Here is a 14,530-nt window from a genome sequence, read left to right as displayed (position 1 = left end):
CCTTTCCTTTTTTTCGTGGATACGCTGGTTGTCGCGCAATCACCCGGCAAAACAGTCGCCTTGTTTGACGGAAAAACCCTGACCGGCTGGAAAACTGTTGACCCGGCTCACGCAAATCTCTGGTTTGTAAAAGACAGCGTGATTCGAAGTGGCGATGGAGTAAAAAAGATTCCGGAGAATACGTATCTGTATACCCTGAAAGAATACGGCGATTTCGAATTTCGCTGCCTGTTCCGCTTATCGGGCGATCCCAAAACGGGTATGATCAACAGTGGCATTCAGTATCGGTCAATAATCGAGGGAGCCAAAATCATCGGCTATCAGGCCGACATCGGCAACGGCTATTGGGGCGATCTGTATGACGAACACCGCCGGGAGAAATTAGTGAGTGGCGATTTGCGAACCCTCAAACACATTCTGAAAGAAGACGGCTGGAACAGCTATATCATTCGCTGCAAAGGCAACCGGCATGAGCTTTACATAAACGGCGTAAAAACCTGCGACTATATTGAAAAGGACAGCAAAATTCCCCAGAAAGGTGTTATTGCGGTTCAGATTCACAGTGGCGGTGTGGCGCAGGTTGAATTTAGAGATCTGACCATTTCAGACCTGTGATGGATACGTTAAGGCATTCCTTTATCCCTGATTATTCTTAACATGACTTATTCCTATGCTTAATCTTCGGTATCTTATTCCTTTATTTTCTACCCTCCTGTTCGTTGCCGGAACGGACGCGCTGGTACAGGTTCCCAAAGCGAAACTGATGGCCGATACCGCGAAGGTCGACCGTGAGTACGCGCTCGAAGCCACCATGCTGGGGTTTTTCGCGAAGGATGGCGCCCGTAATCCGACATTAAAGGCCAACAAAGGCGATCGGGTGCGGATTACCATTACCAATGGGGAGTTGATGACCCACGACATTGCCCTGGAAAAACTGGGCATCAAAAGCAAGACCCTTCAGGAAAAAGGCTCACGCACCAGCATTACGTTTAAAGCCGACAAAAGCGATACGTATTTCTGCACCGTTCCGGGTCACCGGGCAGCGGGCATGGTGGGCAGTTTTGAGGTTGTTGAGGGTTCCGTAGCCGACGCGGCCGTAGCGGGCCAGGTACCGATGAAAAACGGCCAGCCCCTTAACCTGAATTTTGAAACGGGTACGCTGAAAGACTGGACCGCCAAAGGAGATGCGTTTACGAACCCGATTTTTGCGCAGGATGATCCCTCCCCGGTTCATGAAAAAGACATGCACATTGGCTTCGATGGTAAGTATTTTCTGAGCAGTGGCGGTACGACCAACTATAAGCAAACGGGCACCTTAACGTCGGTGCCGTTTACCGTTACGCAGCCGTTTGCGGCCTTCAAGGTGTCGGGGGGTGCGTTGCAGGATACGCGCGTCGAGCTGGTACAGGCCGGAACGGATAAAGTTATTTTCCATAGCACCGGGCAGGGTCGGGCCACCCTACAGCCGGTCGTTGTTGAGCTGCAACCATATCTGAATCAGGAGATTTACATCCGAATCGTTGATAACGAGACGGGTATTTCGCAGATTCCGTACATAGCCAATGACAAATGGGCGCATATCAATTTTGATGATTTTCAGTTTTACCCCACTCGCCCGAATTTCCCGAATGAACTAAAACAAAAAGACATCATCATTCTTCCCCCACTCGACCCCGTTTTGAATGCGGGACTGTCGGGCAGCAAAGCGGCTCAGGCCATGACTCCGCCCAGCGGCTTCAAAATTACGCTGGCTGCTGCCGAACCGGATATCGTCAAACCAATCTGTTTTACGATCGATTCACGCGGCAGACTTTGGGTTGTGGAGTCGCATACGTATCCGGTTCCGGCTCCTGAAGGACAGGGACGCGACCGTATTCTTATTTTTGAAGACACCAACGGCGACGGTACGCTGGATCGTAAGAAAGTCTTTACAGAAGGGCTAAATCTGGTCAGCGGCATGGAAGTGGGGATGGGTGGCGTATGGGTCGGGGCTGCCCCTTATCTGCTGTTTATTCCCGCCGATTTCAAAACGGATAAGCCAACCGGACCACCTCAAAAACTCCTGGACGGCTGGGGTATGCAGGATACGCACGAAACCCTCAACAGCCTCCGCTGGGGCCCTGATGGCTGGCTATATGGGACGCACGGGGTATTTACCCAATCAAACGTTGGTAAACCAGGGGCGACGGATTCAGAACGGACAAAACTCAACGCGGGCGTATGGCGCTACCATCCGACTACGCATCAGTTCGAGCTGTTTGCCGAAGGTACGAGCAATCCGTGGGGTCTTGATTTCAACGACTACGGCCATGCCTTCATAACGGCCTGTGTGATTCCGCATATGTATCACATGATTCAGGGCGGGCGTTACCAACGGCAGGCTGGCAAACATTTCAACCCCTACACCTACGACGACATAAAAACCCACGCCGACCATGTACACTGGGTGGGCGAGCGGGGCCCGCACGCGGGTAATTTCCGGTCAGGGTCGGCTGGTGGTGGACATGCCCATTCCGGAGCCATGATTTACCTGGGCAATAGCTGGCCGCAGGAATACCGGAATGATATTTTTATGAACAACATCAACGGAGCCAAGCTGAATCATGACCACCCCACACGCGCCGGATCGGGCTATATGGTGACCCACCGACCCGATTTTATGGCGATGAACGACTCCTGGTCGCAGTGGCTGAACATGAAATATGACGGCAGTGGATCGGTATGGGCGATTGACTGGTACGATAAGAACCAGTGCCATAGCCCCAATCCAGATGTGCACGACAAAACAATGGGGCGAATTTTCAAGATCACTCACGACAACGACAAATGGGTACAGGTCGATCTGGCGAAAGCGTCGGATATGGAACTGGTAAACGCCCAACTCAATCCCAATGAGTGGTACGTTCGCCAGGCCCGGACAATTTTACAGGAGCGCGGGCCCAACAAAAAAGTCCATAAAGCACTGAAAGACATTCTGGCTAAAAATCCGGACGCTACCCGCAAACTTCGCGCACTGTGGGCTCTTCACGTAACGAAAGGACTTACGGATAAAGACCTGACCGACCTGCTTGCCAACGAGAATGAATACGTAAGAAGCTGGGCCATTCAGCTATTAGCCGAAGACAAAACCGTTTCGCCGGAAACATTGAAGCAATTTGCGACGATGGCTCAGAATGACAACTCATCGCTGGTACGTATGTATCTGACCTCAGCCATGCTCCGTCTGGACCCTTCTCAGCGCTGGGACGTACTGGATGCACTCGTTCAGAAATCGCAGGACAAAGACGACCATAATCTGCCCTTGATGCTGTGGTACGCTTCCGAACCGCTGGCGGCTATCGATATGAAACGGGCGCTGGATATGGCTCAAAAATCAAAAATGCCAAAGCAACTGCCCTACACCATTCAGCGCATTGCCGCTATTGGCACCGAGGATTCAAAAAAATTGCTGAAAGAATTTAACGACCGGGTCGGCAAACTGGAACACTCGCACGAAAACCACGAAATTCAGGCATTGATTGCCAAAGTATTGGGTGAATAGTTTTACGAAAGAGAATCCAAATGGCATTATGAAAGCAAAAATCATACTAAGCGGAACGTTGCTTTGCTGCTGGCTCACCAATGCTTACAGCCAGGATAAAACCCTGCTAAAAGTCCGTGAACAGCAGGCGGCCAATACAAATACCGAACGAGCCACCAAACAGGCTGTTCCTGAAGGCAATTTTAAAAAGACGACGCTCACCCGCGACTTTATTTCGGAAGGAGCCGCCGTTGCAGACCTGAACAAGGACGGCAAAATGGACATTGTGGCCGGTTACTACTGGTTTGAAGCCCCCAACTGGACGCGTCACGAAATGGCTCCCTCCCGAACGTATGACCCGCGGAAAGAGTACAGCGATTCCTTTCTCAACCTGGGCATGGATGTAAATCAGGACGGCTGGGACGACGTAGTGATTGTTGATTTTCCGGGCAAGCCCGGTTTCTGGTTCGAGAATCCGAAAAACAACGCACAGAACGCATCCAAGCCGGTTGCGTGGAAGAAGCACATCCTTGCCGATTCGGTAGGTATCGCGAATGAATCGCCGGGCTTTATTGATATCGACGGCGATGGGCGGCTCGACATTCTGTGTGGCGATAAGGCGAAAAAACAGATTGTCTGGCTAAAAGCGCCCTCGAAACCGGGTGAAACCGAATGGCAACGATTCGCGCTGAGCAAGGAGAACGTACCAGGAACCGAGATTTTTTCGCACGGTATCGGCTACGGAGACATTAACAAAGATGGGTTCAATGACGTAGTGGTTCGCGAAGGCTGGTATGAAGGCACGGCGGATAAAAAATCCGGCAACTGGGTATTTCATCCGGCCAATCTGGGTGAACCCTGCTCGCACATGCAGATACTGGACGTAAATGGCGACGGCAAAAACGACGTAGTGAGTGCATCGGCCCACGCATTGGGCGTTTGGTGGCACGAACAGGTGATTGACGAGCAGGGGCAGATTAATTTCAAAACACACCTGATGAGTAATACAACAGCTCAGACTCACTCGTCAATTATGGCCGATCTGAACGGCGACGGCCGCAAGGATTACATCACCGGGAAGCGATTCCTGGCGCACCACGGCCGTGACCCCGGCGACAGCGATCCGGCTATTCTGATGTGGTTTGAGTTTACGCCCGGTAAGGAGCCCTACTATAAAGAACACATCATCGATAATGATTCCGGTTCTGGCCTCAACGTAACGGTCCACGACATGAACGGCGATAAGAAGCCTGACATCATTGTAGCCAACAAAAACGGCGTCTTCCTGCTCGAAAATAAGATCAAAAAGTAATTTTTTCCCATACAAGCAGGGCTGTTACGCTCGGATTCTCTTCCCCCGCCCCCTGAAGGGGAGAAAATTTACTTCGGACTCCTCCCCTTTCAGGGAGCGATCGGTAAACTGATCAGAACGTAACAGCTCGGCCCGGAAGGCCAGGGGTAAGCGAAATATAGGAGTAAATTGTATTGTTCACCATGAGAAAACTGAAACTACAGGTACAGATTACAATTGATGGTTTTATTGCCGGCCCAAACGGTGAGATGGACTGGCTATCGATGAATTGGGGCGAAGATATTATGAACTTCGTCGGCAGCATCACCGAACCCATTGACACCATTCTGCTTGGCCGAAAACTGGCCGAAGGGTTTATTCCGGCCTGGCAGTCGCGGGCCGAAAGCACTGAAGAAGTACCCGGCGCCCAAAAGATGAACGACACTCCTAAGGTCGTGTTCTCGAAAACGCTGGAAAGCATCGACGGCAAAAATGCTACGGTAAACAATGGCGATCTTGCCGCAGAGGTTAATGCCCTGAAAAACGAAGAGGGTGGCGATCTGATTGCCTATGGTGGTGGCGAGTTTGTCTCCTCGTTAATCCAGAATAACCTGATTGATGATTATTACCTGTTTGTCAACCCGGTAGCAATCGGCAAAGGCATGTCGATCTTTGGTGCACTATCGAATAAACTAAACCTGAAACTGGTCGAAACCAAAGCATTCGAATCTGGCATTGCTCTATTGCATTACCAGTCGGCTTAGGCTGGTCTAGCGAACCATTCAGGACTTTTGAAAAGCCGCGTTCAATATCAACTGAACGCGGCTTTTCGATTTCAATACGTTATAAGCGTTTTACGTTATAAGCGTTTAAGGCTGTCCGCCACCACCGGCGGCTCCATAAACTTGGCCGGTCGCGTAACTTCCGTCATTGGCAGCCAATTGTACATAAATCGACGCCAATTCGGCCGGTTGTCCGGGGCGTCCGAGTGGCGTATCACCGCCAAATTTTTTCAGTTTCTCCGCCGTAGCGCCACCACTGGGCTGCAGGGGTGTCCAGATTGGCCCCGGTGCCACACCATTTACCCGGATGCCTTTCGGACCCAACTGTTTAGCCAGCGACTTAACAAAATTCATGGTAGCGGCCTTGGTCTGCGCGTAGTCGTACAGGTTGGGCGAAGGGTCGTAAGCCTGCTCGGATGTTGTACCGATGATGGCCGATCCGGCTGGCATGTGCGGTAACGCAGCTTTGATAATCCAGAACGGCGCATAAATGTTGGTCTTCATGGTCGCGTCGAAATCTTCCGACGTAACATCCAGAATGGATTCACGCTGTTGCTGCCGGGCTGCATTGCTAACCAGAATATCCAGACCGCCCAACCCTTTCACGGCTTCATCGACCAGCCGCTTACAAAAAGCTTCGTCGCGAATGTCGCCGGGAATGGCAATTGCTTTTCGGCCCTCTTTTTTGATCAGGTCGATTACCTCTTTAGCGTCGGGTTCTTCAGCTGGCAAATAGTTGATCGCTACGTCGGCTCCTTCGCGGGCGTAGGCAATAGCTGCTGCCCGTCCCATACCCGAATCGCCACCGGTAATTAGCGCTTTTCGCCCCTGCAAACGCCCTGAACCTTTGTAGCTGGTTTCGCCATGATCGGGCCGGGGAATCATTTTGCTGGCTAAACCCGGCCAGGGTTGCATCGGTGTATTAAAGGGTGGCTTGGGGTACTTACTCGTCGGGTCGACAAGGACTGCAGGCGCAGCCGCACCAGGGTTTTCCGAGCTGGAAGCCGCAAAGAGTGGACTGGCAACCACAGAAGCGGCTAAGCCACTTCCTATTCCGCCAATAACTTGGCGTCTGCTCAATTGATTGTCGTTCATGATGTTGTATTCTTACGTTGAGTGATGTTAATTGATTGAATCTACAGTTGGTCTGTAGAATATAGGCGATAACTACTAGTTTAAGAGTAAGGTTATCCCAATCGAAGTTTGTATGTAAGTGGTCGCATGGTTGTATGACGTCGTGGTGTCGGCCGCAGCCGTTCTCAAACCCGACACTTAGCCTTCGCAATCGGTGTCGGGTTTGAGAACGGCTGCGGCCGACACCACGGCGACACTACAATAAATTTTCGCCCAACAATAAGCCAGTCTGCGTGGTTTTAGTCATTGTCATTCGTTAGCAGTGTTTGCGTCGAACACGTAAACCCACTGGCTAATGACCAATCGCCAATGACAACCAACAATTGATAAATCCCGATGGACGAACACGAATCGCCTGAACTGACCGAGGACGAAAAGCGGTTGTTTGCCGACCTGATGCCTGAAGACCTGAACGAAATTCTCGATTCAGGCGTAAACCGGCGCCACTTCCTCAAATTAATGACGCTGGCGGGCGGGGGAATTCTGGCGGCCCAGTCGGCCGTAGCGGAGCAGCTGATGACCCGGCCAATGAGCGAGCCATCGGCTACCGAATTCGTCCCGGCCAGCATTGAAAATGGCGTCAACGTAACAGTCAAGGTCAATGGTACGGCCCGCAAGCTAACGGTCGATTCCCGAATGACCCTGCTGGATACGTTGCGGGAACGACTCGATTTGACCGGCTCCAAAAAAGGCTGCGATCATGGTCAGTGCGGTGCCTGCACGGTACTGGTGAATGGTCATCGGGTGCTGTCGTGCCTGACGCTGGCTGCGAGCTGTGAGGGAAAAACGGTGCAAACCATTGAAGGTCTGGCTCAGGGGGCTCAGCTCCATCCGGTGCAGGAGGCTTTTCTGAAACACGACGGCTTCCAGTGCGGCTTCTGTACACCCGGTCAGATATGCTCGGCGGTGGCAATGCTCGATGAAGCCCGGAAAGGCCAGGTTAGCTACGTTACCGAAAACGTCAGGCAGCCATCGGGTCCGGTCAAGCTATCGAACGAGGAGATCAAAGAGCGGATGTCGGGAAACATCTGTCGCTGCGGGGCTTACCCCAACATTGTTGCCGCCATTCAGGAAGTTCACAGCGGGAAACCCGTCGAGCAGGTTTTTCGCTCGGTTTAACCCTTTTCCAATCGCATCCGATGAGACCCTTCACGTACATCCGGGCCAAAGATCTTTCGTCTGCCAGCAAACTGCTGACCGAAAACCCGAACGCTAAGTTCCTTGCAGGAGGCACGAATCTGCTGGACCTCATGAAAGAGGACGTAGAGCGGCCCAATACCCTTATCGACATCTCCGAACTGAGCCTGAGTGAGATAAAAACTATCGTTGCAGGAACCAATAGAGGGGGCATTTCGATTGGCGGGCTCGGCAAAAACACCGAAGCGGCCAATCATCCGCTGGTACGTCAACATTATCCGTTGTTAACACAGGCCATTCTGGCGGGTGCCTCGGGACAGATACGGAACATGGCAACCAATGGTGGGAATCTCCTCCAGCGTACCCGTTGTCCGTATTTCTACGAGGTGTCCATGCCCTGCAATAAGCGCGCACCCGGCACAGGTTGCGGTGCGCGTGAAGGCATCAATCGGATGCACGCCATTTTTGGCTGGTCCGAACAGTGCGTGGCTGTGTATCCGTCTGATATGGCTGTTGCACTGGCGGCACTGGATGCCGTAGTCAGTGTTCGAAGCGCAACTGGTCAGGAACGGCGTATCCCCATTGCTGACTTTCACCGATTACCAGGTGATCAGCCCGAAAAAGATACGATTCTGACGCATGGCGAACTGATTACAGCCATCGAACTGCCGCAAAACAAGTTTGCCGATAAGTCGTATTACCTCAAAGTACGTGACCGGGCTTCGTATGCTTTTGCGCTGGTTTCCGTAGCAGCGGCTCTGGAAATGCAGGGCAGCAAAATCGTACAGGCCCGTATTGCAATGGGTGGCGTAGCACATAAACCCTGGCGGGCCTTGAAAGCCGAACAAATGCTGGTCGGGAAAGACGCCACCGAAGCCAATTTCAAACTGGCTGCCAACGCCGAAATGGCCGACGCCAAACCATTAGAGCATAATGCATTTAAAGTAGAACTCGGTAACAGAAGTATCGTTCTGGCGCTGCAAATGGCCATGAACGGCGGAAAAGCCTAACCAACTGGTCATTTCGCGTTGCTGTCATTGGTCATTGGTTATCAGTCACTGGTGTAAAATGCAATGACGGTTAAACCCAATGACAGCGAAGCGAAATGACCAATGACTACTGACCAATAATTCCATGAAGGATAATAAAGTGATCGGTACGCCCATCAGCCGGATTGATGGCATCGCCAAAGTGACTGGCAAAGCAGCCTATTCGATGGATCATCCGGTGAAAAATCCGGCTTATGCCATTCTGTTTAAAAGCACCATTGCCGCCGGAACCATTCGCGACATCGACACGGCTGCCGCCGAAAAATCACCGGGTGTGCTGGCTGTCATTACGCACAAAAATGCGCCGAAACTTAAGGTCGATGGTGGATTGCGTGGAGGTGCGCTGCTCCAAAGTCCGGAGATTGAATTTTTCGGACAGAACATTGGGATTGTCGTGGCCGAAACCTTCGAACAGGCCCGGTACGCATCGCGGCTGATCAACGTAACCTACGATAAAAAAGAGCCTAAAGTCGATTTTAACAAACTGGCCGACAAAGCCCGTCTGCCAAAAGATAAAGAGAAAGCCGACGCCAAACGGGGCGATGTACAGGCTGCGATTAGCCAGGCCACGGTTAAAGTGGAAGAAGTTTACGAAACACCCATCGAGCACCATAATCCGCTGGAGCCCCATGCCGCTATTGCTGAGTGGGAAGGCGATAAAGTGACCCTGTACAGTAGCGCGCAGATCGTGAATGGCGCACAAAGTGCAGCAGCTGCCACGCTGAATCTGAAACCGGAGCAGGTACGTATCGTGACTCCCTACATCGGGGGTGGTTTTGGCTCAAAAGGTGGTCAATGGGCCAATCTGGCGCTGACGGCGGTAGCAGCCAAACAGGTTAATCGTCCGGTCAAACTTGCCCTGACCCGCCAGCAGATGTTCAATTCGGTGGGGTTACGTCAGCACAACCGCCAGAAAGTAAGCCTGGCGGCTACAGCTGATGGCAAACTAACGGCACTAGCACATGAGATTGTAACCCATAGCGCGATTGACAATGAGTTTGTCGAACCCTGTGGTGACTGTTCCAAAGTCATGTACGATACGCCCAACTCGCTTATTACGTATCGGGTGGTACCCATGAACATTATCCTGCCGACCTATACGCGCGGCCCTGGCAAATCGACTGGCAGTTTTGCCCTCGAATCGGCGATGGATGAGCTGGCATACAAGCTAAAAATGGACCCGATTGAGCTACGCATCAAAAACGAACCCGAACGCGATCCATCGAACGGCAAACCCTGGTCGTCGCGAACTACAGTACAGTGCCTGCAGGAAGGCGCCAAAGCGTTTGGTTGGGAAAAACGCAAATCCGAACCCCGCCAGAATGAGCGGGGTAATTACTGGATTGGTTATGGCGTTTCGGCCGGTACGTACCCTGCCCACCAGCGTCCTACCTCGGCTTCAGTGAAGCTGAAACGTACTGGCGACGACGTAACAGCCACCGTTGAACTGGCCGCAGCGGATTTGGGCACCGGTACGTATACCATCCTCACGCAAACGGCAGCCGATGCGCTGGGATTACCCATCCAGAAGATTAAGGTGAAAATTGGCGATTCCGATTTACCACCCGCTGCCGGTGCGGTGGGGTCAGTGGGCGCGGCCAGTTACGCCAATGCGGTAAATGATGCCTGCGAGAAAATTACGCAGGAATTGCTATCCAAGTCGGGCAAACAATTTTTCGTACGCCCGACGGCTGCGCAGCTGATGCGCTCCGAGAAACTAACGGATTACCAGGCCCGGGTCGACAGCAAACCACCCGAAAGCGCCGAAGAGTATTCAGCCCATAGCTTCAACGCCAATTTTGCCGAAGTGGCCGTGAATAAATCGACGGGCATGGTACGTGTCAATCGATTTCTGGCGGTGACCGGTGCTGGTCAGATTCTAAATCCCAAAACCGCCCGCTCGCAGATCATCGGCGGCAACGTCTGGGGTATCGGTATGGCCCTGACGGAAGAATCGGTCGTTGATCCGCGCTGGGGCAATTTTGTTACGCGCTCCCTCGCCGATTACCACGTACCGGCCAATCTGGACATCGGCCAGCTGGACGCTATTTTTATCAACGAGAAAGATGAGCACGTCAACACGATGGGCATTAAAGGCATTGGTGAAGTGGGGATTGTAGCCGTCGCGGCCGCCGTCGCCAACGCCGTCTTCAACGCCACCGGAAAGCGCGTTCGGGACCTGCCCATTACGCCCGATAAGGTGCTGTAGAGTAACAGCTTACAGCACCTTACCAGCTTATTACCTGTGTGCTGCTAAACGCTGCCAACCGGCTCCCACAGTTCAATCTTGTTGCCTTCTGCGTCCATGATATGGACAAACTTTCCATAGTCGTAACTCGCAATGCTATCAAGGATAGTTACGCCGTTTGCGTTGAGTTTATCAACAAGTCCTTCGATGTTTTGAACGCGCTAATTGATCATAAATTCCTTTTTCGACGGTGCGAAATAGTCGCTTCCGTTTTTGAAAGGGCTCCATTGAAGCTGGTTTATCTCGTCAGGTCTATCAGCATTTCTGAATTCAAATGTTGAACCATACTCGTTAATGTCAAGCCCTAAATTTTTGGCATACCATTCTTTCGTTTCCTGCGGATTGTCGGCAAAAAAGAAAATGCCGCCAATTCCTGTTACTTTAGGCGTAGTATCTGCCGGTGACGTTGAGTTCTCTGCTTGATTTTTTGAGTCGTTCATTTGTTTGTTTTTCAGTTGCCAAACCATTCCTTATAATACGTACTACAGCCGAAATTACCTGGTAAATATCGACAATTGGCCGCCTTTTTTAGCTGGATTAGAACAGATAATTAAGCCATTGGGAGCTAATCTTTTGAATGTCGCTAACGGTTGGCCAGCTGGACGCTATTTTTATCAACGAGAAAGATGAGCACGTCAACACGATGGGCATTAAAGGCATTGGTGAAGTGGGGATTGTAGCCGTCGCGGCCGCCGTCGCCAACGCCGTCTTCAACGCCACCGGAAAGCGCGTTCGGGACCTGCCCATTACGCCCGATAAGGTGCTGTAGAGTAACAGCTTACAGCACCTTACCAGCTTATTACCTGTGTGCTGCTAAACGCTGCCAACCGGCTCCCACAGTTCAATCTTGTTGCCTTCTGCGTCCATGATATGGACAAACTTTCCATAGTCGTAACTCGCAATGCTATCAAGGATAGTTACGCCGTTTGCGTTGAGTTTATCAACAAGTCCTTCGATGTTTTGAACGCGCTAATTGATCATAAATTCCTTTTTCGACGGTGCGAAATAGTCGCTTCCGTTTTTGAAAGGGCTCCATTGAAGCTGGTTTATCTCGTCAGGTCTATCAGCATTTCTGAATTCAAATGTTGAACCATACTCGTTAATGTCAAGCCCTAAATTTTTGGCATACCATTCTTTCGTTTCCTGCGGATTGTCGGCAAAAAAGAAAATGCCGCCAATTCCTGTTACTTTAGGCGTAGTATCTGCCGGTGACGTTGAGTTCTCTGCTTGATTTTTTGAGTCGTTCATTTGTTTGTTTTTCAGTTGCCAAACCATTCCTTATAATACGTACTACAGCCGAAATTACCTGGTAAATATCGACAATTGGCCGCCTTTTTTAGCTGGATTAGAACAGATAATTAAGCCATTGGGAGCTAATCTTTTGAATGTCGCTAACGGTTGTATAGTTAATCCGAAACGTATATTCAATTCGTTCAATTTCAGGAAATTACTTTTTTGTAATCAGGAATTATTACTGACTTCAAGAAGATGTTTCAGGTTGTGTCCAAGAAGATTGTCCCATCCCCGGTCAAATCGATCTCTGGTGAAATGCGGGTGAGTTGGAAAACTATCCAGATCTGTTTGCATAACCTTTAATCTGGTTTTGTATCCTTCTGAAAATAAGTCAAATATAACCTCTGAACTTCTTGGGTATCCCTTATAAGCCCAGCTGTGTGCTAACGTTTTACCTTCTAGCACGTTGGTTACAATCCATTCTTTTTGATATTCGGCACCATCATCAAATTGAAATGTAAACCCAAATACAGGATCAAATTGCTGAAGTTGAGGAAAATACCATTTCTTTATTTTATCCTTATCAGTTAAAGCCCGCCAGACTTTCTCAATCGGCGCATCATAATAAAACTCTTTTATCAGGGGAGTGCCCATCTTCCTATCCGTTGTTCATGCTTAATAAAACAGTAAATGATTATTCGTTACGCTACTACTCTAATAAGCTAACCTATAGGATGTACAAATCAGTGAACTATCGCAATAAAAACCGTTATTTACCCGCCCATTAGCTGTTTCAGTTTGGGCTCGATTAGTAACCCCTTTTCCGTGACGAACCATATATTACCTTCCTCAAGCGGTGGGGGTTGAAGTGCCATATTAATCACACTCTGCGCTACGTCTTCTTTCGTTTGAGGCAGGGTCATTCTGGCCTTAAAATCGCTCTCAGAAATACCGCTATAGGCTGCATAGGCTGGAATCACGACATCCCCCACACCGGTACCCTGCATAAGCCGCAATGGTGCAAGGCCCACAAAACGAAGTCCCAGCTTTAGCCGATTTGAGGCTTCCTGGGCGTAGTTGGCCAGGAAAAGCTGGGTTCGTTTTGAGCCAGCGTATCCGCCCGAAATGGGTGAACCGAACAAAGCCGCCCCACTGGCAACAAAAATCACCAACGTACCTGGTTTAACGGGTGCATTAAGGGCGTAATGAGCAATGAGATAGGCAGCTTTTACATCCGTGTTCCAGTTCGTGCTGAACGTATCCCAGTCTAACTGCTGCAAGGGCTGGTAAGGTGGCATGGCACCGGCTGCCAACACCACAAGGTCTGGTTCGTTCTGGAAAACGCTGGCTATGGTTGTTTCGGCAGTTGCATCGGCCGATAGCGTCCGTACACCTGGCAGCGAAGCCGCCACTTCTGCTAGTGAGGCTGGATTTCGGCTCACAACCAGCAGGTCGGCTCCCTCCTTAACCAATGCCTTTACGATAGCCAACCCCGTACCGCGGCTACCACCGATGACTACGACTTTTTTTCCGTTTAATTTTTTCATGATACAGTTGATTTGATTGGTTAAGTGCATGATTGATTTAGCGAATACCCAATTGCATTACAGCAAAATATTCCCTCAATCGCTCATTCACTCAATTATTTAGCTGGCTGGCCTTCGCCTTTGGTGATCAGATTGAACAGACTGTTGCGCATATAACCGCTCCAGGCATTTGAACAGGCACCGTAGCATTCTATCTCAGGCTTCAACCCAATGTGCGTAAAGCGGAGTTGGGTTTGTCCTTCTTGTTCAGTGATGTCGAAAACGACGCGGGTACCCGTCCACTCGCTTTTGTCGCTGATGAAACTTAGACGGCTGTCTGTGATGAGCCAGACAACTTTTCGGGCGGGAATCAGCTCGACCAGTTGCTGTCTGGAATAATGCACATCGTCGAAACGTACCTCAAAGAAATCGTTGAGATGCTCTGTGTTGCCTTCGACGTTTTCGGTCCACCAACCGCGTACCTTCTTTATCGCATCAAACACGGTTTCCGGCCGCTGGTCGACCAGCAGCGTACTGGAAAAATCAGTTGTCGTCATAGTATTGTTGTTTTTACAAACGGCTAATACGTTTACGAGGACAAAGCTATTGT

General features: G+C 50.6%; 13 protein-coding genes and 1 pseudogene. 8 read left to right on the top strand and 6 right to left on the bottom strand.

Annotated features, from left to right (window positions below):
• The first annotated feature begins 15 nt into the window (after positions 1 to 15).
• The 4 genes from LN737_RS13995 (at position 16) to LN737_RS13980 (ending at position 5,575) form a co-directional block, all read left to right on the top strand.
• Positions 16 to 615, top strand: coding sequence for a DUF1080 domain-containing protein (locus LN737_RS13995; RefSeq protein WP_405519803.1), 600 nt, complete (start codon positions 16 to 18; stop codon positions 613 to 615).
• Between the two features lie 55 nt (positions 616 to 670).
• On the top strand, positions 671 to 3,541 hold the full coding sequence (locus tag LN737_RS13990; protein ID WP_405519801.1) for a PVC-type heme-binding CxxCH protein: 2,871 nt from the start codon (positions 671 to 673) through the stop codon (positions 3,539 to 3,541).
• A gap of 28 nt (positions 3,542 to 3,569) precedes the next feature.
• Positions 3,570 to 4,832, top strand: coding sequence for a VCBS repeat-containing protein (locus tag LN737_RS13985; RefSeq protein ID WP_405519799.1), 1,263 nt, complete (start codon positions 3,570 to 3,572; stop codon positions 4,830 to 4,832).
• 182 nt (positions 4,833 to 5,014) lie between these two features.
• Positions 5,015 to 5,575 carry a dihydrofolate reductase family protein gene (locus LN737_RS13980; RefSeq protein ID WP_405519797.1) on the top strand — a complete coding sequence of 187 codons (561 nt, stop codon included), beginning with the start codon at positions 5,015 to 5,017 and terminating at the stop codon, positions 5,573 to 5,575.
• Between the two features lie 105 nt (positions 5,576 to 5,680).
• Here the strand turns inward: LN737_RS13980 and LN737_RS13975 are convergent, their stop codons facing one another.
• Positions 5,681 to 6,688 carry an SDR family oxidoreductase gene (locus tag LN737_RS13975; RefSeq protein WP_405519795.1) on the bottom strand — a complete coding sequence of 336 codons (1,008 nt, stop codon included), beginning with the start codon at positions 6,686 to 6,688 and terminating at the stop codon, positions 5,681 to 5,683.
• Between the two features lie 375 nt (positions 6,689 to 7,063).
• Between LN737_RS13975 and LN737_RS13970 the strand changes: the two genes are divergently transcribed.
• The 3 genes from LN737_RS13970 to LN737_RS13960 all read left to right on the top strand — a co-directional run bounded on the left by LN737_RS13970 (position 7,064) and on the right by LN737_RS13960 (position 11,122).
• Positions 7,064 to 7,846, top strand: a complete 783-nt coding sequence (locus LN737_RS13970; RefSeq protein ID WP_405519794.1) for a 2Fe-2S iron-sulfur cluster-binding protein — start codon at positions 7,064 to 7,066, stop codon at positions 7,844 to 7,846.
• Positions 7,847 to 7,866: 20 nt separating this feature from the next.
• Positions 7,867 to 8,874 (top strand): xanthine dehydrogenase family protein subunit M, encoded by a 1,008-nt coding sequence (locus tag LN737_RS13965; protein WP_405519792.1) that lies wholly within the window; start codon positions 7,867 to 7,869, stop codon positions 8,872 to 8,874.
• 124 nt (positions 8,875 to 8,998) lie between these two features.
• A complete protein-coding gene (locus LN737_RS13960; RefSeq protein WP_405519790.1) occupies positions 8,999 to 11,122 on the top strand; it encodes a xanthine dehydrogenase family protein molybdopterin-binding subunit in 2,124 nt (707 codons plus the stop codon).
• 200 nt (positions 11,123 to 11,322) lie between these two features.
• On the opposite strand, the gene LN737_RS13955 is transcribed toward LN737_RS13960, so the two are convergent.
• Positions 11,323 to 11,628 (bottom strand): hypothetical protein, encoded by a 306-nt coding sequence (locus LN737_RS13955; RefSeq protein WP_405519788.1) that lies wholly within the window; start codon positions 11,626 to 11,628, stop codon positions 11,323 to 11,325.
• A 113-nt stretch (positions 11,629 to 11,741) separates the two neighbouring features.
• Between LN737_RS13955 and LN737_RS13950 the strand changes: the two are divergent.
• Positions 11,742 to 11,930: pseudogene (locus LN737_RS13950) on the top strand (hypothetical protein); the annotation flags it as partial.
• A gap of 200 nt (positions 11,931 to 12,130) precedes the next feature.
• Here the strand turns inward: LN737_RS13950 and LN737_RS13945 are convergent.
• The 4 genes from LN737_RS13945 to LN737_RS13930 form a co-directional block, all read right to left on the bottom strand.
• A complete protein-coding gene (locus LN737_RS13945; RefSeq protein WP_405519788.1) occupies positions 12,131 to 12,436 on the bottom strand; it encodes a hypothetical protein in 306 nt (101 codons plus the stop codon).
• Positions 12,437 to 12,622: 186 nt separating this feature from the next.
• Positions 12,623 to 13,048, bottom strand: coding sequence for an SRPBCC domain-containing protein (locus LN737_RS13940; RefSeq protein ID WP_405519787.1), 426 nt, complete (start codon positions 13,046 to 13,048; stop codon positions 12,623 to 12,625).
• Between the two features lie 119 nt (positions 13,049 to 13,167).
• Entirely contained in the window at positions 13,168 to 13,941 is a 774-nt protein-coding gene (locus LN737_RS13935; protein WP_405519785.1) for an SDR family NAD(P)-dependent oxidoreductase, read from the bottom strand.
• A gap of 95 nt (positions 13,942 to 14,036) precedes the next feature.
• Positions 14,037 to 14,477: an SRPBCC domain-containing protein gene (locus LN737_RS13930; protein WP_405519783.1), complete on the bottom strand. Its 441-nt coding sequence runs from the start codon at positions 14,475 to 14,477 to the stop codon at positions 14,037 to 14,039.
• Positions 14,478 to 14,530: the final 53 nt, after the last annotated feature.

The organism is Spirosoma sp. KNUC1025 (assembly GCF_045160025.1).
Taxonomy (GTDB): domain Bacteria; phylum Bacteroidota; class Bacteroidia; order Cytophagales; family Spirosomataceae; genus Spirosoma.
The sequence above is the reverse complement of the archived record's forward strand: the minus strand, read 5'-3'. Positions and strand labels throughout refer to the sequence as shown.

Coding starts and splice junctions, on each gene's coding strand:
- LN737_RS13990 (WP_405519801.1), top strand. CDS start 671: ATGCTTAATCTTCGGTATCTTATTCCTTTATTTTCTACCCTCCTGTTC.
- LN737_RS13985 (WP_405519799.1), top strand. CDS start 3,570: ATGAAAGCAAAAATCATACTAAGCGGAACGTTGCTTTGCTGCTGGCTC.
- LN737_RS13980 (WP_405519797.1), top strand. CDS start 5,015: ATGAGAAAACTGAAACTACAGGTACAGATTACAATTGATGGTTTTATT.
- LN737_RS13975 (WP_405519795.1), bottom strand. CDS start 6,688: ATGAACGACAATCAATTGAGCAGACGCCAAGTTATTGGCGGAATAGGA.
- LN737_RS13970 (WP_405519794.1), top strand. CDS start 7,064: ATGGACGAACACGAATCGCCTGAACTGACCGAGGACGAAAAGCGGTTG.
- LN737_RS13965 (WP_405519792.1), top strand. CDS start 7,867: ATGAGACCCTTCACGTACATCCGGGCCAAAGATCTTTCGTCTGCCAGC.
- LN737_RS13960 (WP_405519790.1), top strand. CDS start 8,999: ATGAAGGATAATAAAGTGATCGGTACGCCCATCAGCCGGATTGATGGC.
- LN737_RS13955 (WP_405519788.1), bottom strand. CDS start 11,628: ATGGTTTGGCAACTGAAAAACAAACAAATGAACGACTCAAAAAATCAA.
- LN737_RS13945 (WP_405519788.1), bottom strand. CDS start 12,436: ATGGTTTGGCAACTGAAAAACAAACAAATGAACGACTCAAAAAATCAA.
- LN737_RS13940 (WP_405519787.1), bottom strand. CDS start 13,048: ATGGGCACTCCCCTGATAAAAGAGTTTTATTATGATGCGCCGATTGAG.
- LN737_RS13935 (WP_405519785.1), bottom strand. CDS start 13,941: ATGAAAAAATTAAACGGAAAAAAAGTCGTAGTCATCGGTGGTAGCCGC.
- LN737_RS13930 (WP_405519783.1), bottom strand. CDS start 14,477: ATGACGACAACTGATTTTTCCAGTACGCTGCTGGTCGACCAGCGGCCG.